The organism is Paenibacillus montanisoli (genome assembly GCF_003268025.1).
In the GTDB taxonomy this organism is placed as follows: Bacteria; Bacillota; Bacilli; order Paenibacillales; family Paenibacillaceae; genus Paenibacillus_Z; species Paenibacillus_Z montanisoli.
This window is the reverse complement of the sequence record NZ_QLUW01000003.1, coordinates 528,870-553,504: the sequence shown is the minus strand read 5'-3', so window position 1 is coordinate 553,504 and position 24,635 is coordinate 528,870. Positions and strand designations below refer to the sequence as shown.

Annotated in this window: 23 protein-coding genes and 7 tRNA genes; 8 read left to right on the top strand and 22 right to left on the bottom strand. The window is 55.9% G+C overall.

What is annotated here, in order from left to right:
* Window positions 1–331 precede the first annotated feature (331 nt).
* The 3 genes from DL346_RS18430 to DL346_RS18420 form a co-directional block, all read right to left on the bottom strand.
* Window positions 332–3,175, bottom strand: a complete 2,844-nt coding sequence (locus DL346_RS18430; protein ID WP_165822570.1) for an alpha-mannosidase — start codon at window positions 3,173–3,175, stop codon at window positions 332–334.
* A gap of 213 nt (window positions 3,176–3,388) precedes the next feature.
* Complete coding sequence (locus tag DL346_RS18425) at window positions 3,389–4,408, bottom strand: Gfo/Idh/MocA family protein (RefSeq protein WP_112883605.1); 1,020 nt, start codon at window positions 4,406–4,408, stop codon at window positions 3,389–3,391.
* 26 nt (window positions 4,409–4,434) lie between these two features.
* Complete coding sequence (locus DL346_RS18420; protein WP_240633278.1) at window positions 4,435–5,202, bottom strand: sugar phosphate isomerase/epimerase family protein; 768 nt, start codon at window positions 5,200–5,202, stop codon at window positions 4,435–4,437.
* 162 nt (window positions 5,203–5,364) lie between these two features.
* On the opposite strand from DL346_RS18420, the gene DL346_RS18415 reads away from it, so the two are divergent.
* From DL346_RS18415 to map, 4 genes are all read left to right on the top strand, one after another.
* On the top strand, window positions 5,365–6,153 hold the full coding sequence (locus DL346_RS18415) for an AraC family transcriptional regulator (RefSeq protein ID WP_112883604.1): 789 nt from the start codon (window positions 5,365–5,367) through the stop codon (window positions 6,151–6,153).
* A gap of 78 nt (window positions 6,154–6,231) precedes the next feature.
* A complete protein-coding gene (gene sdaAB / locus DL346_RS18410) occupies window positions 6,232–6,924 on the top strand; it encodes an L-serine ammonia-lyase, iron-sulfur-dependent subunit beta (protein ID WP_112883603.1) in 693 nt (230 codons plus the stop codon).
* Window positions 6,921–7,835, top strand: a complete 915-nt coding sequence (gene sdaAA / locus DL346_RS18405) for an L-serine ammonia-lyase, iron-sulfur-dependent, subunit alpha (protein ID WP_112883602.1) — start codon at window positions 6,921–6,923, stop codon at window positions 7,833–7,835. Before sdaAB ends, sdaAA begins: the two co-directional genes overlap by 4 nt.
* Window positions 7,836–8,028: 193 nt before the next feature.
* Window positions 8,029–8,775, top strand: coding sequence for a type I methionyl aminopeptidase (gene map / locus DL346_RS18400; protein WP_112883601.1), 747 nt, complete (start codon window positions 8,029–8,031; stop codon window positions 8,773–8,775).
* Window positions 8,776–8,841: 66 nt separating this feature from the next.
* On the opposite strand, the gene pyrB is transcribed toward map, so the two are convergent.
* The 12 genes from pyrB to DL346_RS18340 all read right to left on the bottom strand — a co-directional run bounded on the left by pyrB (window position 8,842) and on the right by DL346_RS18340 (window position 15,511).
* Window positions 8,842–9,771 carry an aspartate carbamoyltransferase gene (gene pyrB, locus DL346_RS18395; RefSeq protein WP_112883600.1) on the bottom strand — a complete coding sequence of 310 codons (930 nt, stop codon included), beginning with the start codon at window positions 9,769–9,771 and terminating at the stop codon, window positions 8,842–8,844.
* A 79-nt stretch (window positions 9,772–9,850) separates the two neighbouring features.
* Window positions 9,851–11,203 (bottom strand): TrkH family potassium uptake protein, encoded by a 1,353-nt coding sequence (locus DL346_RS18390; RefSeq protein ID WP_112883599.1) that lies wholly within the window; start codon window positions 11,201–11,203, stop codon window positions 9,851–9,853.
* Window positions 11,204–11,337: 134 nt separating this feature from the next.
* Complete coding sequence (locus tag DL346_RS18385) at window positions 11,338–13,356, bottom strand: glycoside hydrolase family 127 protein (RefSeq protein WP_112883598.1); 2,019 nt, start codon at window positions 13,354–13,356, stop codon at window positions 11,338–11,340.
* Between the two features lie 85 nt (window positions 13,357–13,441).
* Window positions 13,442–13,807: a hypothetical protein gene (locus tag DL346_RS18380; RefSeq protein WP_112883597.1), complete on the bottom strand. Its 366-nt coding sequence runs from the start codon at window positions 13,805–13,807 to the stop codon at window positions 13,442–13,444.
* 163 nt (window positions 13,808–13,970) lie between these two features.
* Window positions 13,971–14,055, bottom strand: a tRNA-Leu gene (locus tag DL346_RS18375).
* 39 nt (window positions 14,056–14,094) lie between these two features.
* Window positions 14,095–14,167: transfer RNA gene (locus DL346_RS18370), tRNA-Lys, on the bottom strand.
* A gap of 5 nt (window positions 14,168–14,172) precedes the next feature.
* Window positions 14,173–14,247, bottom strand: a tRNA-Glu gene (locus DL346_RS18365).
* A gap of 301 nt (window positions 14,248–14,548) precedes the next feature.
* Window positions 14,549–14,633 (bottom strand) — tRNA-Leu (locus DL346_RS18360).
* Window positions 14,634–14,669: 36 nt separating this feature from the next.
* A tRNA-Glu gene (locus DL346_RS18355) sits at window positions 14,670–14,744 on the bottom strand.
* A gap of 86 nt (window positions 14,745–14,830) precedes the next feature.
* Window positions 14,831–14,921, bottom strand: a tRNA-Ser gene (locus tag DL346_RS18350).
* Window positions 14,922–14,928: 7 nt separating this feature from the next.
* A tRNA-Asn gene (locus tag DL346_RS18345) sits at window positions 14,929–15,004 on the bottom strand.
* A gap of 27 nt (window positions 15,005–15,031) precedes the next feature.
* Window positions 15,032–15,511 (bottom strand): SprT family protein, encoded by a 480-nt coding sequence (locus DL346_RS18340; RefSeq protein WP_112883596.1) that lies wholly within the window; start codon window positions 15,509–15,511, stop codon window positions 15,032–15,034.
* 150 nt (window positions 15,512–15,661) lie between these two features.
* Between DL346_RS18340 and DL346_RS18335 the strand changes: the two genes are divergently transcribed.
* Both DL346_RS18335 and cmpA read left to right on the top strand, forming a co-directional pair.
* Window positions 15,662–16,015 carry a hydrolase/acyltransferase gene (locus DL346_RS18335; protein WP_112883595.1) on the top strand — a complete coding sequence of 118 codons (354 nt, stop codon included), beginning with the start codon at window positions 15,662–15,664 and terminating at the stop codon, window positions 16,013–16,015.
* Window positions 16,016–16,137: 122 nt separating this feature from the next.
* Entirely contained in the window at window positions 16,138–16,272 is a 135-nt protein-coding gene (gene cmpA / locus DL346_RS18330; protein ID WP_112883594.1) for a cortex morphogenetic protein CmpA, read from the top strand.
* A gap of 91 nt (window positions 16,273–16,363) precedes the next feature.
* Here cmpA and DL346_RS18325 read toward each other — a convergent pair whose 3' ends face one another.
* The 4 genes from DL346_RS18325 to uptA all read right to left on the bottom strand — a co-directional run bounded on the left by DL346_RS18325 (window position 16,364) and on the right by uptA (window position 20,586).
* A complete protein-coding gene (locus DL346_RS18325) occupies window positions 16,364–18,628 on the bottom strand; it encodes a Tex family protein (RefSeq protein WP_112883593.1) in 2,265 nt (754 codons plus the stop codon).
* 47 nt (window positions 18,629–18,675) lie between these two features.
* Window positions 18,676–19,311, bottom strand: coding sequence for an MBL fold metallo-hydrolase (locus DL346_RS18320; protein ID WP_112883592.1), 636 nt, complete (start codon window positions 19,309–19,311; stop codon window positions 18,676–18,678).
* Between the two features lie 6 nt (window positions 19,312–19,317).
* The gene (locus DL346_RS18315; protein ID WP_112883591.1) at window positions 19,318–19,884 is read right to left on the bottom strand and encodes a thioredoxin family protein; all 567 of its coding nucleotides are present in this window, start codon (window positions 19,882–19,884) and stop codon (window positions 19,318–19,320) included.
* A gap of 75 nt (window positions 19,885–19,959) precedes the next feature.
* Complete coding sequence (gene uptA / locus DL346_RS18310; protein WP_112884045.1) at window positions 19,960–20,586, bottom strand: undecaprenyl phosphate transporter UptA; 627 nt, start codon at window positions 20,584–20,586, stop codon at window positions 19,960–19,962.
* A gap of 144 nt (window positions 20,587–20,730) precedes the next feature.
* Between uptA and DL346_RS18305 the strand changes: the two genes are divergently transcribed.
* Window positions 20,731–21,177 (top strand): cupredoxin domain-containing protein, encoded by a 447-nt coding sequence (locus tag DL346_RS18305; RefSeq protein ID WP_112883590.1) that lies wholly within the window; start codon window positions 20,731–20,733, stop codon window positions 21,175–21,177.
* Window positions 21,178–21,241: 64 nt separating this feature from the next.
* A complete protein-coding gene (locus tag DL346_RS18300) occupies window positions 21,242–21,553 on the top strand; it encodes a dehydrogenase (protein ID WP_112883589.1) in 312 nt (103 codons plus the stop codon).
* Window positions 21,554–21,636: 83 nt separating this feature from the next.
* On the opposite strand, the gene DL346_RS18295 is transcribed toward DL346_RS18300, so the two are convergent.
* The 3 genes from DL346_RS18295 to DL346_RS18285 all read right to left on the bottom strand — a co-directional run bounded on the left by DL346_RS18295 (window position 21,637) and on the right by DL346_RS18285 (window position 24,629).
* Window positions 21,637–21,999 (bottom strand): hypothetical protein, encoded by a 363-nt coding sequence (locus DL346_RS18295; RefSeq protein ID WP_112883588.1) that lies wholly within the window; start codon window positions 21,997–21,999, stop codon window positions 21,637–21,639.
* Between the two features lie 149 nt (window positions 22,000–22,148).
* Window positions 22,149–22,439, bottom strand: a complete 291-nt coding sequence (locus tag DL346_RS18290; RefSeq protein ID WP_112883587.1) for a MazG nucleotide pyrophosphohydrolase domain-containing protein — start codon at window positions 22,437–22,439, stop codon at window positions 22,149–22,151.
* A gap of 33 nt (window positions 22,440–22,472) precedes the next feature.
* Window positions 22,473–24,629 carry an O-antigen ligase family protein gene (locus DL346_RS18285; RefSeq protein ID WP_112883586.1) on the bottom strand — a complete coding sequence of 719 codons (2,157 nt, stop codon included), beginning with the start codon at window positions 24,627–24,629 and terminating at the stop codon, window positions 22,473–22,475.
* Window positions 24,630–24,635: the final 6 nt, after the last annotated feature.

The window sequence follows — 24,635 nt, the reverse complement described above, 5'->3', positions numbered from 1 at the left end:
AGCTTAGGCCCTGCTTCCCACCACTGGTAAGCGAGGGGAAAAGGGAGCGGAGTTCGAGGTGCAGCCGGAGAGTTTACGTGCCGCCTTTGAACCCTGGATGCTACCTTGCTGGAGATTGATCCGGCATCCAGGGTTCAACAGCGGCCGCAGGCGCAATTCGAATGGAGTGACCGCGAACCCCGAGCGCACCTTCCGGCATGTTCAACAGCGGCCGCAGGCGCAATTCGAATGGAGCGACCGCGAACCCCGAGCGCACCCTTCCGGCATGTTCAACAGCGACCGCAGGCGCAACTTGAATGGAGCGACCGGCAACCCCCGAGCGCACCGTCCACTAGAAATCAACGCGGACAGCCGCAATCGAATAAGCGCCTACCTTCACGGTTAGACGGTCGCCGGACAGCGATACCGAGCTGTCGCCCGGAATCAGATTTTCATTCACGTCGACCGCATATGCCCGGACTGCTCCTTTAAACAGCTTGAGCGCGGCTGATGTCTGTCGGCCTTCCGTTTCGTACAGCCGAATGATCCAGCTAGCCCCGCTTACGCCCTCCGGAGCTTTGATCGCCGATACCGCAACCGTTCCCTCCAGCAACTCAACATAACCGCTCTCCACTGGACGAGATCCAGCCCGCTTCGTGCCCGAAAGGACGTTCAGCGGATGGCACAGCCGGTAGGCTTGCGCGATGATGTCGCGGTTCGAGACTGCCGCATCCGCCAAGCAGACGGACAGCTTGATCCGGTGGTGACTGCCAAGCTCCGGATACGGATCCGGATCGAACGAGCCGCGAATGAGCGAAACGGACATCGATTGATCCGCTCCGCGGAATCCATATTTGTTGCTCGTGACGATGAACAGCGAAGGCTTGCTGCCGTCCCCGTCTCTAAGCGCCTGGATGAAGCTGTTGCCCGGCAGCTCGATTTCTCTTGCTTCCCGCATGATCGTGCCGAACGGGACATCATACTTGTATGACGTGCTTGCATAGCTATGCGGGAAATGGAACTGCAACTGCGGAATGCTCGTCTCTCTGCTCCCCGATTCCTGCCAGTCGCATTCGATCTGATAATCGAGACTCGTGCCGCAAGCATCAAGCGAAACGGCTACTTTCAAGGATGAAGTACCGAACTTCCCGAATTTCAGCTCGTAGCTGAGCGTTTGGCGCAGGTCGCCGGCCTGAGTCTTCTTCAGAATTATGCGCTCATGCAGGCTGTTGATCTCCATGAATCGGCCGACCCACCAAGCCGCCATCCCTTTGCTTGGATCTTCCTGGATGAGGCGGAACAGTCCTGCCGGACGCTGCGGATCGATCAGCTCCTCTCCTGTGCGCTTGTCGATCAAGGAAATGACGGTCGCATCCTTCGGATCGAAAGCAGCCCGCAAATAAGCATTCTCGAGCACGTAGGACTCGTCCCGGTCAACTCGCGGATCTCCGATGACGATTTGCGAGGAATAGCCATCGCCTTCGGAAACGGTAAGCGTCGCGTAACCGCACGCCGGCACCTGCACGCGGGCGAGCAGACGCAAGTAATCGTGCGACCAGTACCAGTGGCGGCCGCTGTCGATGATTTGGCTTTCGACCGGCTCGCCCGCTGCTGTCTTCACGACGATCGCTTTAATCGGACTCTTCCAATCCCAGAGCACGATTTCAACGATTTCCTCCCTTGCCTCCAGCGAGGAGTTGAAGACATGCACAATCCGCGTGCTGCCCTGCCCTCGCTCCACCTGCGTGATGCGGAAGTCGCGCGTCCCATAGCCGACGCCCGCGCCTTGCGCGGTGTTCGCTGCCGTGCTGCCAATGTCGATGGATGACGTATCGATGTCGGCGGCGATCCGCTCCAGCGCCAGCTTTCGGTTCGTGCCGGCGATTGCCATCGTATTCTGAAACAAACCGAGCGCATGCTCGCGCGTATCGATGACGCCCGATCCCGGCAAAATATCGTGGAATTGATTGAACAGTACGCCTCTCCATGCTTCCTCGAACGTGGCGCTCGGGTAAACCGCCCCGTGCGCAGCTGCTGCGACCGAGCTGAACAGTTCCGCTTCGTTCAGCGTCGCTTCCGACACCCGGTTCGCGTTCTTGATTCGGGATTGGGACGTATAGCAGCCCGTGAAGACGGCGTTCAACTCGCCCTTCACGACCGGCAGCCGGTCTGCGATCCGCTCGGCTTCCTTAAAGTAATCGGCATAGCCGCCGAAGCGGATGCGCGGGCAAATCGGCCATTCCTGCATCGCCCGGAGACGATTCAAGTCGCGGCGGGTCGGCCCGCCTCCATGATCGCCTACCCCGTAGACGTACAAATACGTTTTTAGGCCGGTTTTTCGGCAAATGTCCGGTACATAAGATGTAAAGACGGGACGGACAAAATCGTTGTACCACGTCAGCTCGCGGAACACGATGACCGACTTGCCGGACGGCCCTTCCCAGCGGGTCAGCGGCTCTCCTTCTGAACCGCGGCAGTGATAGTAGTACTTCACGCCGCCGCTGGCCAAAATCTCCGGCACTTGGAGGCTGTGTCCGAACGTATCCGGCTCGAAGTCCAGATTCAGGCTGCCCGGATCAATGTCGAATAAGGCGCTGAGGTACCGCTTCGTGTATAGAATATGGCGGGCCAAGCTCTCGCCGCTCGGCATGTTCTTGTCGGCTTCCACCCAATGCGAGGCCGTAATTTCCCAGCGGCCTTCCTTCACCCGGCGTTTAATTTCCTGCAGCATCTCCGGGGCATACTGCTCCACGATACGATAGATCGATGCTTGGGATTGCGAGAACGTGAACTCCGGATATTCCTCCATCAAATTCAGCATAGTCCGGAAAGTGTCGATCGTAACCGATACCGTCTCGTCCCAGCCCCACATCCAGTTCATATCGATATGCGCGTGCGCAACCGCGATGACATCGTAGCTCTTGGCATCCTCCGTCAAACTCTCCAGCATCTGCTCCGCTTCAAGCGCAGTTTGCTTCACGATCGCGCCGTCTTCGGCGATTCTTTCCTCTATGTAGTCGAGCGCTTTCGCGATCACTTCATCGTATTTAAGCCCATTCACTTTCGAAAGCTCTTGCGCAAAAACAAGCTGCGACAAAATCCGGTCGTTCCATTCATTGCGGCCGCTAAACTCGAGATCATCCCAATACGAGCGCGGCTCAGGTCCAATCAGTCGTCTAATTCTCGTTTCGTTCATGTTCATTTCCTTTCCGCATGAAGGATTTGACAAGGCACAAGCCTAGCATAGCGCCCAAGACCGAAGGCTGCAATCAGAAATTTATAAACTTTTCTGAGATAATAGCAGCGCTTTCATGGGGGCTAAAAAAAAACGACCCGCAAACGGTCACTTATCCATTGAAAAAGTGTCCTGCTTGCGAGTCGTCGTAGTTGTCCGTTACGGTACTACTGATTACAGCGAAATAACTTTGCCTGTAGCTTGCGATTCGAATGCCGCCAGGATGACGGCAAGCGATTTGCGTCCCTCTTCACCGGAGATGCTAGGCTTCGTGTTTGTCACCAGCGATTCGATGAACGCATCGACAACGCCGCTTGTTTCTTGCTTATCGTTCGTGCTGATCGCGCCGACGTTGTATTTCTCAACCGTACCGTTGCGAAGCTCAACGATAATTTGATCGTTAGGGTCCGTACCGATCTTCATAACGCCGTTCTCGCACCAGAATACCGTGCTGTTGTCTTCGCCTTTATAGTAAGTCCAGCTGGCAACAAGCGTACCGATCGCGCCGCTCTTCATACGGAGCAAGCAAGTCGCGTTGTCGTCAACGTCCGTGCCTTCTTTGTCCAGCGTACCGATGAAGCCTGTCACTTGCGCAACTTCGTCATCCAGCAGGTAACGGATCAAGTCGGACTTGTGAACGCCGAGATCGCCCATTGCGCCCATGATCGCTTCTTCCTTGCGGAAGAACCAGCTGCCTTTGCCGTCAACGCTCCAGCCTTCAGGACCCGGGTGGCCGAAGGATGTGCGGAACGTCAGTACGCGGCCAAGCGCGCCTGTTTGCAGGATTTGCTTTGCTTTCACGTGCGGCGGCATGAGGCGTTGGTTGTGACCGACCATCAAGAATACGCCGTTCTTGCTTGCCGCTTCGATCATTGCGGCTGCTTCTTCGTCCGTCGAAGCCATTGGCTTCTCAACCAGCACGTGCGCGCCGGAATTTGCCGCTGCGATCGCAACCGGAGCGTGCAGGTAGTTCGGCGTGCAGACGCTCACGGCGTCAGGCTTAATCGCGCTCAGCATTTCTTCATAGCTTGCGAAAGCTTTCGCATTGTATTTCTCGGCGAATTCCTCCGCGCGCTCGATAACCGGATCAACGAATGCGACGAACTCAACATTCGGGTTTCCTGCATATTCTGGAATATGGCGGCGTTGCGCGATCGCACCGCAGCCAACGACTGCTACTCTGATTTTTTTCATGTTGGTTACCTCTCCCTCGTTGTGGCTTATGCTTTATGGCCGTTTGCTTTCAGCCAGTTCATGCTGGTTTGTACCGATTCAAGCGGCGGGTTTGCGCAGCTGTCCTGCTCGACTACGATCCATTCAACGCCTGCTTTGCTTGCCGCGCCGATGATATCGTTCAGCGCCAGGTCGCCGTTGCCAAGCTCGACGGTGTCGATATGCTTGTCCGACGTGCTCTTGCGGAAGTCCTTCAGGTGGAGCAGCGGCAGACGGCCCGCATATTTCGCGATATAAGCAATCGGATCCTGACCGGAGTACTGCACCCAGCCGATATCCATTTCAACTTTGAGCAGATCCGCGTCTACTTTCGTGTACATCGCATCGAAAATGTATTCGCCGTCGATTTTGGCGGCAAATTCGAAATCATGGTTGTGATAGCAGAATTGCAGCCCTTCTTCGCGCAGACGAGCACCGAATGTGGCCAGCTTCGCGATCAGCTCGCGCCAGAACGCTTCGCCGCCTTCGAGCTGCTCAGGCGAAAGCCAAGGCAGAATCGCATAGCTGGCGCCTACTGTTTTCAAATATTTAATTTCGTCTTCCAAGTTCTCTTCAAGCGACTGCAGGCCAACGTGGCTGCCGAACGCTTCAAGGCCGAGTTCTTGCAGCAGATCGCGCATTTCTTCGGCAGGGATATCGCCGTAGCCGGCAAATTCAACGCCCTCATAGCCCATAGCGGCTACTTGGCGGAGCGTGCCTTTGAAATCTTTTGCCAATTCATCACGCAATGTAAACAATTGCAAACCGATTTTCACTTAAGATCTTCCTTTCATAATGCGGATGGACGCCGAGTTGTGCGCCAATCTTACAAATAGTTTACCAATCTGACAACCATTATAGTGGAAATGGCGTCAGATCGAGATGTATTATATAACAGTGACATGTACAATTTTGCTGCAAATTGGAGCGACAACATCATGCTAAGCGAAATATTGAGCTGCAACTACTCTTATCACACGAATCCGTTCCATTTTAACAACCTTGCCGGCTTGAGCGCCTATGTCATTCGGCTGCAGATGGACGGCAGCTGCGAGGCGCTTGTTGACGGGAAGATGCAGCGCATCGAAGCCGGCGATCTTCTGCTGTTCAGGCCGGGAGACTCTTATCAACTGAATATTGCGCCGACTCCTTCTCAAGAGAGCGGCCAAGGTGAAATCTCAAGCGGAGATTACTATATAATCTGCCGCGGGAGCTGGCTTGACGAGTGGTGGAGCCGCAAAGACCGCCCCCAGAAGGTCAAGGTGGTGCCGGATGAGCGTTGGCTGTCGATTTGGCAGGCGCTCATCCTGGAGAAGCGCCGATTTGAAGCGGAGGATCCGGAGCTCGCGGACTACTTGCTGCGCGCGCTCTGTCTCGGCATTGACCGGGCGATTGCGACGCAATCGGTGCTGCAAGGGAAGTCCTTCGTCGCGACCCGCATGAAGAACTTCATCGACGAAAACGCAGCCCGGTCGTTTACGGTCGCCGAGGTCGCCAAGTACGTCGGCCTCAGCGTGTCGCGCACGGTCCATCTCTTCAAGGAATGCTATGGAATGACCATCATTCAGTATACCCAAAATGTCCGTTTATCCATGGCGCTCGACCGGATCAAATACAGCACGATGACGCTGGAACAGATCGCGGTGACGTGCGGGTTCGGCAGCTATTCTTACTTTTACCGCGTCTTCAGACAGAAGTACGGCGTTTCTCCTGCCGCATACCGCTGACTTTCGATTGGAAACAATACATGATGATTGACCGCCGCTTGCAACGATCCGGTCAACTTCATCCGGAGGTGCCGCCGAATGCGATTTAAAGATGTCTTCTCCATCATCGGGCCCTCCATGGTCGGGCCCTCCAGCTCCCATACGGCAGGCGCGGTGCGGATCGGCCTGGTTGCAGGCCAGCTGCTTGGCGGCGTGCCTGACAAAGCCGAGATTATTTTCTACGGCTCCTTCGCCGCCACTTATCAAGGACACGGAACAGATGTCGCCGTCGTCAGCGGCCTGCTCGGCTTCGCGACCGATGACCGCCGCATTCCGCAAGCGCTTGAAATTGCCGAGGAACGCGGCATGGAGATTTCGTTTGAGCAAGGCAAGGGATTGTATTCGCATCCCAATACGGTAAAGCTGATCCTTTCGATGGAGAGCCCAGAGCAGCGGCAGCTGTCCCTTATCGGCACCTCGATTGGAGGCGGCAACATCGAGATCGTCGAGGTTAACGAATTTGCCGTGAAGTTGACCGGCATTTACCCGACGCTTGTAATCAGACATGCAGACAGACCCGGCGTTATCGCCGATTTGACTTCTCTGCTTAAAAATGAAAGCGTGAATATCGGGCATATGTCCGTTGACCGTAAAGGAAGAAGCGGGGATGCGCTTACCGTGCTGGAGCTTGACGGGGCCATTCCGTCACCTCTGATCGAGCGGATCAACGCGATCGCAAATGTGCAGCAAGTATACACGGTGGATCTAAGCCAAACGGAGGGTTCATTATGAAATTTCGGACGTTATCGGAACTCGGCGAGCTGTGCGCGTCACGCGGGCTATCGATCGGCAAGCTCATGCTCGAGGAGCAATGCGCGGAGTCCGGCAAAGCTCCGCAGGACGAGTTCGCCAAGATGGCCGCGTATTACGGTGTCATGAAGGAAGCGGTGCAGCGCGGCTTGCATGAGAATACGACGTCGCGCAGCGGCTTGACCGGTCTTGATGCACAGCGCGTGTTGGCGAAGCGGCAGACGCTCGAGCCGAGCCTCGGCGGGCCGGCCAGCGATGCAATGGCTTACGCGCTGGCGGTTTCCGAGGTCAACGCCTCTATGGGGCGCATCATCGCAACGCCGACGGCTGGCTCCTGCGGCATTATCCCCGGCGTCTTCGTCAGCACGCAGGAACGCTTCGGTCTCGCAGACGAGGAGCTCGTCTACGCCTTGTTCGCCGCCGGTGCGATCGGCTTTGTCATCGCCAACAACTCCTTCGTCTCCGGCGCCGAAGGCGGCTGCCAAGCCGAGGTCGGCTCCGCCATCGGCATGGCGGCCGGCGCGCTCGTCGAACTAAGAGGCGGCACGCCTGCGCAAGCGATTCATTCCGTCGGCCTCGCGCTCAAGAACACGCTCGGGCTCATCTGCGATCCCGTCGGCGGGCTCGTGGAAATTCCGTGCATCGTCCGCAACGGCTTCGGCGCGGTCACAGCTCTGGCGGCGGCCGATATGGCGCTGGCAGGCGTTCGGAGCGTCATCCCGTCGGACGAAGTCATTCAAGTGATGCTCGAGGTAGGCTCGGCTATGCCCGAAATTCACCGGGAAACGGCTGGCGGAGGTCTTGCCCAAACGCCGACAGGCCGCAAAATTATGGACGAGTTGAAGAATAAGAAGAAACAAGTCAAAGACAAGGCCAAAGATAAGCATGATTGACGCAAGACGCAAGACGCAAGCAAACAACGGCTGCCCGCATATAAAATCGGAGACAGCCGTTTCTGTTTGATCCGCTTGCCGGCATCCTCCATCTCCATGAGTATTGCCTTTTCGACGGCAAGCCGAGGACGATAGCCCGTTTCTTTACGAAGCCGGTTTTTTTCTCTATAATTAGCGATTGAAGAGGTGTAACATGATCATAATTAAAACCAAAGAAGAAATCGAAAATATGCGCAAAGCAGGCGAAATTCTCGCGGCCTGCCACCGCGAAATCGCGGGCATGATCAAGCCCGGCATTACAACGAACGAAATCGACCAATTCGTGGAGCGGTTTCTCGAGAAGCACGGCGCCAAGCCGGAGCAGAAGGGCTACAAAGGCTATGCCTATGCCACCTGCGCTTCCCTCAATGACGTTATTTGCCACGGATTCCCTTCGGCTGCGCCGCTGAAGGACGGCGACATCGTGACGATCGACATGGTCGTCAATTTGAACGGCTGGCTGGCGGACTCCGCATGGTCGTACGCGGTTGGCAACGTATCCGAGCAGGCTAAGCGGCTGCTAACCGTTACCGAGGAATCGATGTACAAAGGCATTGAACAGGCCGTCGTAGGCAACCGGATGGGCGATGTGTCCAACGCGATCCAAAAGCATGCCGAGGCAGCCGGCTTCTCGGTTGTCCGCGAATTTATCGGCCACGGCATCGGACGCGACATGCACGAAGAGCCGCAGGTACCGCATTACGGGCCGCCGGGACGCGGCATCCGGCTGAAGGCCGGCATGGTCATGACGATCGAGCCGATGCTGAACACCGGCGAATGGCGAAGCAAAATCGATTCCGACGGATGGACGGCAAGAACGATTGACGGCGGACTTTCCGCGCAATACGAGCACACGATCGCGATTACGGAAGACGGTCCGATCATACTTACGAAGCAATAACAAAAAGGAGCTGATCATTAAGCCTTCACGGCTTCGGATCAGCTCCCTTTTTGTATCGCATGAAGCCTACTTCATCGTCGTCAGACATTTCTCCACAAGCGCCATCCGGATATAGAGACCGCTCTGGGCTTGCCTGAAATAAGCCGCCCGCGGATCGGCATCCACCTCGGGGTGAATTTCGCCTGCGCGCGGTAGCGGGTGAAGAATCATGGCTTCCGCCTTTATCGTATCCAGCAGCTTGCGGTCTATAATGTACTTGCCCTCCGCTTTGCTGTACTCCTCCGGGGAAGGGAACCGTTCCTTCTGAATGCGCGTTTGGTAGAAGACGTCCGCCGTCTTGGCAATGCCTTCAAGATCAATCGTTTCCTGATAGGAAATGCCATTCTCGTCTAAATACTTCTTCACATAAGTCGGAATACGTACGTTATCCGGCGAAATAAAGGACAGATGGACATCCCTGTAATTCGCCAGCAGATAGCTCAAGGAATGGACGGTGCGGCCATAGGTCAAATCGCCGATCATTGCGATGTGCAGCCCGTCGATGCGGCCGAATTCTTTCTGGATCGTATACAAATCAAGCAGCGCTTGGGTCGGATGCTCGCCCGAGCCGTCTCCGGCATTGATGACCGGCACGTCCGAGACGGCCGCGGCGCGTTTCGCGGCGCCGATTTCCGTATGGCGCAGCACGATCAGGTCGCTGTAGCCCGAAATAATCCGGATCGTATCCTCCAAGGTTTCGCCTTTGATCGTTGAGGAGAATTGACTGGCGTTCTCGGTGCCGATTACTCGGCCGCCCAAACGGTGCATCGCCGACTCGAAGGAGAAGCGGGTACGCGTGCTCGCCTCGAAGAAGAGCGTGCTCATGATTTTGTTCGGAAACCGATTGCTGCCGCCACCCTGCGCCACCTGCTCCATGCCTTTCGCCGACGCGAACAGCTCCTCCAGCTCTTTACGGTCGAATTGCTTGGCCCCCAGTACATGATACAAACCACTCATTGCATGCCATCCCCTTTACGCAAGTTGTCCTTTCGATAATAGGCCTGTCCGCCCGGCCCGTTCAATCGGAGGCTATCAGCTATCCGATGATCAGCTTTTCCTCGATATATTTAATGTCAGGCTTCTTCTTGCCGGAAGTAAATAAGGAGAAGAAGAGGAACATGCCGATACGGCCGATGAACATAAGCAAAATCAGCGTGATTTTGGCGGAATCATGGAGCGCGCCTGTAATCCCCGTCGACAGTCCGCAAGTACCGAAGGCGGAAGCTACCTCGAACAATACAGCCGACAGATCGTAGCGATGCTCTTCCGCCATGAGAACGGCGAAGATGCCGACGATGAGCAGCAACACGGACATGGCGAAGAAAACGAAGCTCTTGTACACATCGTCCTTGCTGATCGAGCGGCCGAACATGCGCGTCTCCTTGTCGCCCCGTGCGAAGCTCACCATGACGGACGCGATGACGGCAATCGTCGTCGTCCGGACGCCTCCGCCCATGCTGGACGGGCTTGCGCCGATAAACATGAGTACCGAGATGAGCAGCAGTGACGCCTGGTGCAGAGACGAGACGTCAATCGTCGTCAAGCCTGCGCTTCGGGAAGTAACGGAAGCGAACAGCGAATTCATCATTTGCTGGTGCAGTGGCATCCCGGCGAACGAATTTCCGATTTCGGTCAGCCAGATTGCGAAAAAACCAAGCACGATCAGAATCGCATGCGTCACCATCGTCACCTTCGTAAATAGGGAGAACCGGAACCGCTTGTTCTTTCCCCTCGCCCATTCCACCACCTCAGCGAGAACCGGAAAGCCTACCGCCCCGAGCACGATTAGCATCATTGTGAGGCTTTGCACGAAATAATCATCCGTGTAGCGAAGCAGCGAATCTCCGAACAAATCGAAGCCGGCGTTCGTAAAAGCCGAGATGGAATGGAATAAGCTGTTGAAGATCGCATGGCCAAACGTGTCCGAATATCCGCTCGAATAGAAATAAACGGCGAACGTAATCGTGGCCAAAAGCTCGATCGACAGCGTCAGCAGCAGCACAAGCCTCATCAGATGGACGAGCCCGCTCAGCTGGTTCCGGTTCTGGTCGATCATAATCAGCTTGCGCTCGAGGAGGCCGATGTTCTCCCCCAGCAGAAACCAATAGAAGCTGCCAAGCGTCATGATGCCGATCCCGCCGAACTGGAACGCGAAGATCAGTACCGATGCCCCGAAGACGCTGAACGTATCGCCCGTGCTGACCGTAGTCAATCCGGTCACGCTGACGGCGCTTACCGCCGTAAACAGCGCATCGATAAAAGACAGCCGGACACCGGGCTTCCAGCTGATCGGCAGCATCAGCAGCCCCGTAATGACGATCACCCCGATGAGATAGGCAGTGACGATGAGCCGTGCCGGCGACAATTTGCGAATGATTTTTCTAAGCATTGCTACTCCTTAGTTTCAGGAAAATTTCGTATCTCTATTAGTTTTAGCACCCGGAGACGTTCAATACAAGATGGAAGCCGCTTACAGCCCAAGAAAAAAAGGCCATCCCCGAAGGATGGCCCTGATTTGAATGACTATTCGCCGAACAGATTGGATTCCTTTTGCAGCCAGACCGACATGTCGCCGGCCTCGCGGTTCGCCCATGCAAAATACGGCACGGCCGTGAAAGCGACCTTCTCGTATTTGGAACTGCCCATGCGATACAGCGTTTGCTCCCAATTTCCGCGCGAACGGACTGCCGCCTGGCCCTGCAGCATGACAACCGGAACGCCATTAACATCTCGAAGATCCTGCCTGTACTGAGGATCCCGCAGAACGATCATATCGAAGAGATTGAAGTCATTATCCGCCGCTTCCAAGCAGTAGACCACCGGCCCGCGCATCAGCGCCACTTTGCCTGCCGCTTCGGCTACAAGCGGATTCGCCTCGAGCTCGACGACCGGCATCGGGAATTTCAGCTCGACGGTGTCTCCCGCAATCATGCTCATTGGAATGTACAAATAGCCATGCTTGAGTTCGATGCCCGATGCTAGCGTATGCTGGTCGTACACCGCAGCGCCGTTTACCGATACGCTCGGGTTCACGCACCATCCCGGCATACGGAGCGCGATCACCGCATCCGGCATACGCGCGGCATCCACTTGAATCGAAACGGTTTCCGTCCAAGGATAGTTCGTTGTCTGCGCGACATGAAGCGCACCGGATGCCAGCTGGATATCGGCATTGCTTTGCACATATTGGCTAATATACAGCGTGTCCTTCTCCGTCGCATAGATGTATTCCCCAATGGCCGCAATAAATCTCAAAATGTTAGGCGGGCAGCAAGAGCATTCGAACACCCGCTCGCGGCGGTAATTCGGGAACAAATTCCGCGTATCATGGACGCCTTTCAAGAAATCGTTGTGCGCAGGCGCGGATTTCAGCGCATTATCATAGAAGAACGCAGATCCGTCGAGCGATAGCCCCGCCAATGCGCCGTTATACATTTGACGCTCGATGATATCGGCATAACGCGCGTCGGGATGAATCGAGAACAAACGCTGCGCGAAGAACGCCATGCCGATCGATGCGCACGTCTCCGCATAAGAGTCCTGATTCGGCAAAATATATGAAGCGCCGATCGCTTCACCGAACCGCTCCCCGCTTACGCCGCCGGTCACGTACATTTTGCGGAGCGTAGCGTCATCCCACAGGCGCAGGCACGCCTGATACAGCTCTTCGTCGTTGTACACTCTGGCGAGGTCCGCCATCGAGGAATAATAATACATCGCTCTTACCGCATGCCCAGCAGCCGCAGGCAGCTCACGTGCCGGCGCGTCATCCTGCGCATAGGTATCGTTATAGAGCAGTTGGCTGTTAAGCGGCGGATCAGCCGGCCAAGTCCCGTTCCGCACCGAGAAAATGCGGTCATGCGGATCTGTCCCGCGAACATCGACGAAATGCTTGGACAGCTCCAAGTACCGCTTCTCCCCGGTCGCCTGCCAGAGACGAACGAGCGCGAGCTCGATTTCCTGGTGGCCCGGCGCGGAATAATTGGCGGTCTTGTTCAGCTTGAACGCTTGCTCAATGTAATCCGCGAAGCGCGTCATCACATTAAGGAAGCGCTTACTGCCCGTCGAATAATAGTGAGCGATAGACGCTTCCATCAAATGGCCGGCCGTGTATAGTTCATGCGCCGTCCGGTCCTGAAAAATATTGTCCGGTTCGCAAGTCAGGAAGTACGAATTGAAGTAGCCAGCTTCGTTCTGACCGGCTTCGATCAAATCAATGATTTGCTCCAGCTTCTGCCGAAGCTCGTCGTCTTCATGATAGTAAAGGATGTAGGCCGCGCCTTCCATCCATTTGGCCACATCGGAATCCCAAAAAATGTGCGGTTTATTCGGCATCCCTTCCTTCCAATCCAGCCGCATGGCGTTAATCCGGCCCGTTTCGAAGAAGCGGTCATACACGGCATTCACCGTAGAACGGGCATTCGTTTGCTGCCATTTGCCCCAGAAGCCTTCTCCGAGCTTTACATCTTTCCAAGTCACTTGCGCAATGTTGTGCATGCCCATCAATTTCATCCCTTCTATCAGCGCGTTGAATCGTTTCACCTAATTTCTCTTCGACATTCATTAGCTAATCCCTTCCAAATAAAAAATAAAACAGCCCTCTTGAGGAGGACTGCTTCAATCCGATCTAAAACGGCACAAAGTAAAAGGGGTTTCCTTCAACGGACAGATACTCCGCAACAAGCCTTTCCTTCATTTGATTCATAAAATAGAGCGGATCCGGCATAAACGTATTTCCGGCAGCTGCCGCCTGCTTGATCCGAGCTTCAATCTGCCGCATCGCCTCATCGGGAATGTAATATTCGCCGTCCACGCTTGCAATGGCCGATACCCATACCGTGCGGCATGCCGCAGCCTGCTGCTCCTGCAGCTTCGCGATCGCTTGGAAGTTTCGCGTATCCAAATAATAATTAACCAACGCTTCATAAATAACGATCGACGCAGCATCCTGCCGATGAAGAGCCTTGCTGCCGCTGTATGTATGCTCCATCATACCTGATCCCTCGCACGCCACATGGTAGGCATTCCAACCTAATCCGAACGAACTAATACAGTTCTAGTTATAGCATAAAAGATTTGAATGCGCTACCAAAAAAAATCGGCTCTGGAGACAACAAAAAGACCCTTGAATCATCAAGGGTTGTCATTGGTAAGGTTGGTGCGGTCGGAGGGATTTGAACCCTCACGCCCATAAGGCGCCACCCCCTCAAGATGGTGTGTCTGCCGTTCCACCACGACCGCGGAGTGATATGTGATTATCCCATATCTATTGAAAGAAAGTGAGCCATGTAGGACTCGAACCTACGACACCCTGATTAAAAGTCAGGTGCTCTACCAACTGAGCTAATGGCTCGAAAATGGTGACCCGTAGGGGATTCGAACCCCTGTTACCTCCGTGAAAGGGAGGTGTCTTAACCCCTTGACCAACGGGCCTTGCATTCGCCGTTTTTCGACAAGCCTTTCAAACGACAAGAGTTATTATATCTAAACCGCTGGGCAATAGCAAGCATTTTTTAAAACTTTTTATTAATCCCTTGGAAGCAGCTCAAACTCGAATCGTTAGCGAAACTGTACTGACCTTATTGGCTTAAAACGAACAGTTTTACGCGCTAACGAACATTTTTAAGTTCGTTAACTTCAACGCCGGACGAGACAGACGATGTTGACTATCGGAATGGTGTTTTCAGGCATCAAAAAAGCCCTTGAATCATCAAGAGCTTGTCATCTGTATTGTTGGTGCGGTCGGAGGGATTTGAACCCTCACGCCTTGTGGGCGCCACCCCCTCAAGATGGTGTGTCTGCCGTTCCACCACGACCGCGGAGTGATATGCGATTAATCCATATCGAATAAAAATTGGTGACCCGTAGGGGATTCGAACCCCTGTTACCTCCGTGAAAGGGAGGTGTCTTAACCCCTTGACCAACGGGCCTCTAGTTGCTGGCTCCATCCCACGGCTAACCGAGAATAGAGAATTGAATGTTCACAATAATAAGTGCGATCCATTCAGAAAAATTGTGGCGGAGAAGGAGGGATTCGAACCCTCGCACCACTTACGCAGTCTAACCCCTTAGCAGAGGGTCCCCTTGAGCCACTTGGGTACTTCTCCAAGGAAATGGCTCCCCGAACAGGACTCGAACCTGTGACAACTCGATTAACAGTCGAGTGCTCTACCAACTGAGCTATCAGGGAATAGTATGAGTGACAAGAAATAATGTATCACGTCTTGGAATTGAAGTCAAGCGCATAAAGCAATAATTGACCGCGGCATTTTCCGCATGCGTACCGCCTCGGATCGGTCTTGCGTTTCCGCAGATATTCGGTACCGCAGCTGCGGCAAACGAGCTTAAACCGGTAAGGCTCCGTCTTGCGTTTGATTCCATCGGGCAGCGATTTGCAAAACCGCGTCCCTCCCACTTTGGCGAGCAGCTGTTTAAAATCGGCATCGCGGTGCCGGTATCCCCGCTTCAAAATATGCAAATGATAATGGCACAGCTCATGCTTGATGATCTTTTCCGTTTCCTCTTCACCATAGCTGATAAGCTGATGCGGACTGATTTCTATATTATGCGTCTTCGTAAAGTAGCGGCCTCCCGTTGACTTCAACCGGCCGTTAAAGGTCGCGCGATGCCGGAACGGGATACCGAAATATTGGAGTGAAACGCGCTCCACCCACTCTTGTAGCATGTGATCCTGCATCCTGTGATCTCCTCGAATTTGTAACAGCATAATACTTGAATTTTAAAGGACGGATACGCTACACTGTCAAGTAGTATTCATAGATGATGATCGGTATGAGGAGACCTTCGGTCGACTCGGCATTCATCAATGGGGGGAGAAACGACAATCATGCCAGTAATGCGTTATATCGTAATGAAGAGCGGACAAGAGGTTTCGTTCGTGGAAATGCCTGAGTCGCATGCTTACCAGCTAAGCGCGCTTAATTTGCGGCTGCATAAAGAAATCGACAAGCTCACTGCTGCGTCCGTTCCGGTGCTGCCTTATGCGATCGCGGAATGCGCGGACGTGGAGCTGCACGACAAATCGGTTACCATCCATTCCGGATTGGATTACATGAACCAGCTTGAGAAGGAATTCTCTGCGATCGAAGAGAAATCGTATCCTCTCATCTCGCTGCTCACCGAAATCCGCGCGCTGCAAGCTCAGCTAGAGCAATGGTACGAGGAAGAACTCGACAATTAAGTAGACGCCGCAATGGTTTTTTTGCAATTCTTGTAAAATTATAGGCCGGACAGGCACGGACATTCGCCCGCCTCCATACACTATTTAGTACAACAAGTGATGGCTGGAAGGAGGGCGAAGCTATGCCGCAGTGGCTGTGCAATCAACTGATGCGCGCTTTTCTGAAGAAGGACCGCCGGCAAATTCGTCTATTAAATGATTGCTGGTATTTCTATCGTACGAGTCAGCGTCCTGACGACGACTCTGCGAGCCTGTAACAGCAGACCTCACAACAAACGATAAAAAGGGTGCTATCTCTTTGCAGTGACTTTTCGTGACTGCTCGAAGATAACACCCTTTTTGCTTATCTTACTCCGGCTTGCGCATCGTCAGGCCGACCCTGCCTTTCTTCAAGTCGACGTTCAATACCCAAACGGTAACCGTATCGCCGACGGAGACGACATCCATCGGATGCTTGACGAATTTGTTGCTCAGTTGCGAAATATGAACGAGGCCGTCGTTCTTGATGCCGATATCGACAAACGCGCCGAAATCGATGACATTCCGGACCGTGCCGTGCAGCTCCATGCCCGGTGTCAAATCCTCGATGCTGAGGACATCGGTATGGAAAATCGGCGCAGGCAGCTCCTCGCGCGGGTCACGGCCCGGACGCAGCAGGCTGTCCACGATATCTCTGAGCGTCGGAACGCCTACGCCCAGCGTCTGCGCGACCAGCTCCGTCTGAATGGCCGTGAGCGCCGATTTGAACGCATCTGTGCCTAATTGATCCAGCTTGAGGCCGATCGTCGCGCACAGCTTGTCCACGACCGCATACGACTCCGGATGAATCGGCGTCCGGTCGAGCGGATTGCCGCTTTCCGGCACGCGGATGAAGCCGATGCACTGCTCGTAGGTTTTGGCGCCGAGGCGCGGCACGTTCTGCAGCGTTTTGCGGTCGCCGAACTTCCCTTTCTCCTCGCGGTACTTCACGATGTTTTTCGCTGTCGTCGCGTTGATGCCGGCGACGTAGGACAGCAGGGAAGGCGAAGCGGTGTTGACGTCGACGCCGACATGGTTAACGGCCGACTCCACGACGCCGCCAAGCGTTTCCTCCAGCCGCTTCTGGCTGACGTCGTGCTGGTACTGCCCGACGCCGATCGCCTTCGGCTCGATCTTCACGAGCTCGGCAAGCGGGTCCTGCAGCCGCCGCGCGATCGATACGGCGCTTCGCTCCGCGACGTCGAGCTTCGGGAATTCCTCTGCGGCCAGCTTGGATGCCGAGTACACGCTCGCTCCCGCCTCGTTCACGATAATGTACTTAAGCACGTCCGCGCCGGGCAGCTTCGCCTTCTTGCGCTTGCCGATCAGCTCCGCGATAAACTGCTCCGTCTCTCGGGAGGCGGTGCCGTTGCCTATAACGATCAGCTCAACCTTATAGCGCTCGATGAGGCCGCCGATCAGCTTCTCGGCTTCGGCCACCTTATTGTTCGGCGGGGTTGGATAGGATACGGCAACCTCCAGCAGCTTGCCGGTTTCATCGACAACGGCCAGCTTGCAGCCGGTCCGGAACGCCGGGTCTACGCCGAGCACGACGTTGCCGCGGACCGGCGGCTGAAGCAGCAAATTGCGCAAATTGGCCGAGAAAATGCTGATGGCATGCTCTTCCGCCTTCTCCGTCAATTCGCCGCGTACCTCCCGCTCGATCGACGGCGCGATGAGCCGCTTGTAAGCATCCTCGATCGTTTGCAGCAGCAGCTGCTTAATGCCGGGCGCGGTCTGAGGCCGGATCAATGATCGGTCGATATAGTCATGCACTTTCTCGACCGGAACGTCTAGCGCTGCCCGCAGCACTTCTTCGCGTTCCCCGCGGTTAATCGCAAGAGTTCGGTGCGGCGGCAGCTTCTTCAGCGGCTCCTGATATGAATAATACATCTCGTATACCGACTCCTGCGAAGCATCCTTAGCCTCCGTCCGCAGCAAGCCGTGGTCGAACGTATAACGGCGTACCCACGCCCGGATCTTGGCATCATCGGCGAGCTGCTCCGCGATAATGTCCATGGCTCCTTGCAGCGCATCCTCGGCCGTCGGCACGCCTTTCGCTTCATCTATGTAACGCGCAGCTTCCCGCGTAGGCTCGGCTTGCCTCGGCTGCGACAGCAGCCATTGCGCCAGCGGCTCCAGTCCGCGCTCCTTCGCGACGCTTGCGCGGGTTTTACGCTTCTGCCGGTATGGCCGATACAGATCCTCGATTTCCTGCAGCTTCACCGCTGCGATAATCGCACCGCGCAGCTCATCCGTCAGCTTGCCCTGTTCATCAATCAGCCGAATGACTTCGCGCTTGCGGCTCTCCAGATTCCGCATGTACTGCAGCTTCTCTTCAATGCCGCGCAGCTCGTTCTCGTCCAGCTCGCCGGTCATTTCCTTCCGGTACCTGGCGATAAACGGAATCGTATTCCCTTCATCCAGCAGCGATACGGCCGATTTCACCTTGCCGAGCGGAAGGTTCAGCTCCCCGGAAACACGCTTTACGATGCGCTCCTGTTCAGCCGCCTGCGCTTCGGGCGTCAGCTCGATTTTGCCGGCGGAGCCGGCCTCAAGCTCTTCTTCCTTCACTCGCTGTTTCGTTTCAGCCACTAGCCATTCCTCCAATGTGAACAAATAGAACCCTTAGGGCCGGCTGCTCAGGCCGGCACAAAAGGGTTGTTTGCCATTTCGTAACCGATTGTCGTCTGAGGCCCGTGTCCGGGATAGACGCGTACGGACGGGTCCAGCTTGTATAATTTCAAACGAATGGAATCGTACAAATCGCGTTCCTTGCCGCCAGGCAAATCGCTGCGCCCGACGGATTGGCGGAACAGCACGTCGCCGCTGATCAGATGCCCGCCGCAATGCAGGCTGACGCTGCCCGGCGAGTGGCCCGGCGTATGCAGCACGCTGAACGTGTGCCCGATCAGCTCCAGCCGCTGCCCCTCGGAAAGCGCGAATTCGGCGGGTTCCGTCGTAAGCGGCTCCGTCACGTCGGACCAGCGGGCCGAACCGTTCTTGCGGGCGTCCGTCAGCCAGTCCGCTTCGGCGTCATGCAGATAGACGGGACAGCCGAAGGCGCGGCGGACCTCGTCGACACCGCCCATATGATCAAAATGCGCATGAGTCAGAACGATTGCTTCAAGCGTAAGGCCGCGCTCGCGGATCCGGTCGATGAGCCGTTTCGGGCCCATGCCGGGATCCACGACGAACGCGCGCGTGCCGGTTTCCTCGGTGAGAAGGTAGCAGTTCGTTTGCAGCGGACCCAGCGTGAAGGTCTCGATTTTGAACATGTTCGCTTAAACCGAAGCCAGCAGCTTGCGCAGCTCTTTAATGATTTCATGCTGATACGCCGTACCTTCACCGTAGCGGCGGCCCATTTCTTGGCGGGTTAGGCCGAGCTTCTCCTGGTAATCCGGCGCTTCGCGGTCCGGGTTCGCCATTTTGAAGGCGTTCATCGCTTCCTGCACATGGGCAGGACGAGGACCCCATTGGCCGAGTACGTGGCCGCCGGTATCGGCGATGATGACAATCGGAATCGCGCGTCCGCCCATCGTCAGAAACTCGTCCATCGTATCCAAATGCTCTTCCATGATAAGCACGTCAACCGGCATGCCGGTCAGCTCCAGCGCCTTGAACACAACCGGGACGTTGCGCACGACGTCTCCGCACCATTCCGCCATCAGAATCAAGCAGCGGAGGTCGTCGCGGTTGCCGATCGATTCGAAAAACTCGCGGTCATCTTCGTTTGCCCATTCGAACCGGTTGCCCCAGTCGAGAAACGCTTCTTTGTTCTTTTGCATGGTATCGATGAATTGCTGTGGACTAATGCCTTTGTTCAGCTTGCTTGCTACATTTTTGGCCATGATCATGCCGCCTCCTTAATTTTCGTTTAATGGAATTCATTGTATCAAACGATTCCGGTACTGCACAAACCGCGATTAAATCGATTTGCCCTTTCTCTTCATCACTTTAAAGATGATGTAGACGATCATGAGCGCCAGCGCGACGAGGATCGCAGGTTGCACGTACGGCGCGGCTTTCTCGTCAATGTTATGCCAGTTCGCGCCGAGAGATCTGCCCAATGATACGAACAGAATCGACCATGGAATCGAAGCCAGCGTGGTTAGAAACGTAAATTTCCAGAAGGACATCCGCGCAATGCCGGCCGGAACGGAAATCACCTGACGCATGACCGGAACGAAGCGCGCCGTGAAGACGATTCCTGATCCGTAGCGCATAAACCATTGTTCAGCGATATCGAGATGCTTTGGTTTGATTTTGATAAATTTGCCGTACTTCTCGAAGAATGGCCGGCCTGCATAGCGACCGATCGCGTATAGAATCCATTGCTGCCCCACTGCGCCGATTGTGCCGAATATAACCGCACCGAGAAAAGATATCTGTCCTTCATGCACCAAATAACCGGCATACCCCAGAACAATCTCGCTCGGGATGACCTCGATCAATAGACCGATGACAATACCGTAATACCCTAAACTTTCAATCCATTGCAGCAGTGAATCAATTAATTCATGAAACCAGGCCACTCCGTCAACTCCTATCATTTTGCTTATGAAGCTCTTTCGCCGCATACGGGCGCAAGCCTCTCTTAGGTATTCTAGCATACTTCCAAACTCGCCTCCAGCGATGGCATGGCAGGTCAAGCCTCCGCATAGACTAGCTGTAATCGGTGATGGAAGGTGATGTCGATGTCGAAGGTTTTTATCGTCAGAAAACAACAGCTGTGGTTATTTACGCTGCTAGTGCTCATCATCCTTTTGGCGGCCGCTAGCCTCAGATGGAACCAATCCAGAGCGGCAAGCGCCACGCAGCAGGAGACGCGGGTTTTCCAGCTTGTGACCGGCGAATTCAAGACCAAAACCGAAGACGGCAAAGAATTGGAGGTGTACCGCTGGGACCCTGGCACCCTCGTCGTACATAAGGGCGAACGCGTGGAGCTGCGCATTACGGGAATCAACGGCAAATCGCATCCGTTCGTCATTCAGGAGCTCGGCATCAAGGGGGAAGTGAACAAAGGCCAAACGACGGTCGTGCGGTTTACGGCCGACCAGCGCGGAACGTACCCGATTCTGTGCCTGACCCATACGTCGCTCGCAAGCGGCGGACCGATGATCGGGTACATAGTCGTGCAGTAGCGGCAAGCCAGTGACCTGTGCGGGGGCAAGTGCATATATAGGGGGTAGAGAGGAGTCGGATTCGATGAAATCTACCACCCAAAAGCACACAGCGGAATTCCCTACCGCACGCAAGATCAGACGCGCCTGCGAGAATGAGCTCTATCGCGCCGTGAAACGGCTCGGGGTCTATATTCCGAAGGAAAAAATGGAGCAGGCCGAAAAGCTTTATGTACAGAAGGTCGTTCTCAATCTGCAATATATTCACGAGCATTCCAGCAATCGGAAGCTGCTCTCCGACTGGTGGGACGAGAACGTCAGCGCGGACATCGCCGCATTGTGGGAAGTGGATCAAGCGAAGCTGTGCGCGGCCTTCCGCGCCGCGTTCGGCGGATGAAATATAATAGCAGCACGGCTCCCTCTATAAGAGCCGTGCTGCTATTGTCATAAATGAGAGTTTTGCGGGGCGGAGGAGCCTCATTAGCCGATAATGGCGAAGGTTTCGACACCAGCCGGGATGAAGCGGGTACGGAAGAGGATTCCGAAGGAATTGAACGTGCGGATCGTGAACGACACATTCGTCAGCGTGGGGATGTTGTTAAACCGGACGACGCCGAACCGGTCAAACGCGGCCGTGGAAACAACTTGATTATTCCGGATCAATTGGGCGAAGAAGCCCGTCGTATTGAACGGAACGCCGTTTTGCGCTACCCATACAACGGTCAGGCGGCTAAAGATAGGACCGGAGGTAGAGCCGTCGTTCATCGTCTTCGGAACCGTGGTCCGGATGACTTTGCCGGAGCTTGGGATATAGAGCTTCGGTTTGACGCGAGCAGAGGCCATAAGCAACACTCCTTTCGAGGGTTATGCTTACAGCTTATGCGGACGCCAAGGTGCTAGAGTGGACAATCCCAATAGGAGAAACGCCTGTTTTCATATCGTTTTCAAAGGGCGGATCGGCTGTGTTTTCTCTAGCAGCCTAGCGATCCTCCCTATTTCCACGTTCGTTTGTCGTTGATATCCATTTTGGCTTTGAACGCTTGTTCAAGGTCGATCCCCAGCTTATTGGCGAGGTCGAAAATGTTCCACACCACATCGTACATTTCATAGCCCAAGTTTTCTTTCCGTTCTGCATCCGGGTGGAAGGATACGGACAGCACCTCTTTGGCCAGCTCCCCTACCTCGGTCATTAAATACAGCATGCGCTGCTCGATCGTGCTCTTATCGAACCCTTTGAGCTCGCTCCAATCTTTCACGTATTGCTGAAACTCGGCTGTGTTCATGGCTTGTTCTCCCTTTCTAGTCGGATACGCGTGTTAGGCTTGCGGCACCCCGCCCAGCTGCCGAAGAAGCAGGCGGCTTCGCTCGGCCGCCGCTTTGGCTTCCTTCGTGACGGCAAATTGGCGGCCGTTCACGCCGGGGCTTAGCCTTTGCGCCTCATATGCATCGAAGAAGGCAACGGCCGTCTCCGCGGCCAGCCTTGCCTCCGCGAGGCGCTGCGCAGCTCGCATGCCTTCGGCGAGCTGCGTCATCGTCACGACCGCTTCCGTCTGCTTGTCGCGGTCGAACCGGTCATACCGCAGAGCGAGGCGCAAGTCATGCGCCGCCCCGCGGACATCGCTGCGCTCGGCGGCCAGCTGGCCGAGCGCCCATAACAGCGGCACGGACTGCGGCTCATAGCGCAGTCCGGCCGCGAGCAGCACCGCCCGTTCCGGCGGCGGTGCCAGCGGTGCCAGCTCGAGTCGAATCCGGGTCCAGTACGGATTCGACTCGAGCGCCGCGCGGAGCGCGGCAGCTTGCGCAGTGCCGGAGGCGGCGGCCGCCGCATCGCGGTACTGCACGGCGCGGTCGAGCCGCACGCCGAGCACGGCGGCTGCGGCGAGACCGGCTGCGGCGGCGGCGAGCATCGCGGGCCGCAGCCAGCCATGCCGCGGCGCTTGAGCCCTGCGGCGGCGTCGCGGCGCAGCAGCACCGGCAGCCGCGGCGACGCCGCGTTCATTCACCCGCGCCGGCTCCGCGCTGGAGAAATACACAACCCAGCCAAGCAGCAGCAGCCAGTAGTACCCGAAGGACATGTCAAAATCCACGGCTGCATGCAGCAGCAGAACGGCGGGCGGCAGCAGGCCGATCCGGTCACTGCGCCACACCGCGCGCAGCAGCGCATATCCGGCGAGGGCGAAGACCAGCAGCCCGACGATGCCTAAATCGAGCGCGATTTCGATATAGCCGCTATGAACCTCATTGCCGACGTAAGGCGCCGACTGCACCTGGGTGAAGAGCATCCGCCAGGCGTCGCCGCCGCGTCCAAGAAACGGCGCTTCCTTAAACAGCTGCCAAGCATCCTGATAAAACAGGCTGCGTGCGCCGGCCGTCTGGAATCGTCCGCTCAACCGGCCCTGCAGAACAGAGGGCAGCAGCGCGACCATGCCTGCCAGCCCTGCAAGCCAGCCGCCCCACGCCAATCTGCTCAGCAGCTTCGAGCTGTCCTTCGCCAGCAGCCACCTTAAACCGAGAAAACCGGCAGTCGCAGCCGCGCAGATCATAATCAGCAGCATCGACTCCATCGCGGAAGCTCCGCTTGGCAGCGCCGAGCCGGGCATCACCGATCCGGAGGCTCCGCTTGCGTTTCCGCCTCCGCTTCCGCGAATGCCTGCATGCACGACGGCCCGATAGGCAGCGCCGCCCCCGATCAGCGTCCAGCCGCTATAGAACAGCCAAGCGGTTCGCTCCGATTTCCGAAGAACCGGCAAGCCTCCCAGCCAAACGGCCGCGGTTACGAGCCAGGCTCCTCTTGATTCGGTCAGCAGCAAAGCCAGTACCGCAGGCACCGCTAGTGCGGAAGCGGCAAAGAACTCAACGGTGGACCGTGTCCGTGTCAATAAGATCAGGTAAAAGAGCAAATAAGCGCCTGCAATAGCGCCCATGAAATTCGGATATTGCACGAAGCCCGACAAACGCGCGCCGACGGCGGACAGCCTCTCGTCGCCTGTCGTCATAACGATATCGGGAAAGGAGATCCACCCCATCCAGCCGGCCAATGCACCCCACAGCACGAAAACGCCCGAAGTCTGAAGCGCGGCCGACAACCAGGCGCGGCGTTCCGCACCCGCCCCAGTTCGGCCGAATCTTCCATACAGCGCAATCGCAAATGCCGCATAGGCTGACCAGCGCAACGCCTGTTCTACGGTGCCCAGAAAGGATGCGGGTTGATAGGTTAGAGAGAGGGCATAGAGCAGCGCGACGACTAGCAATCCGTATGCTGCTGCGGGAACAGGCTCCGCATTCAGCCTTTCCTCCCGCCTCGTCCCCAAGCGGCTTACGAATGATCCGGCGGCCGAGCCTGCGCATGCGGCAATGACGATCCATTCCCATCGGTAAAAACCGGTATCGAAAAACATCCCGTACCGGTACGCCGAGATAGCGAGCAGCACAGCCGTTGCGATTGCTGATAATCCTGTCAACAACTTCTCCATAACGAG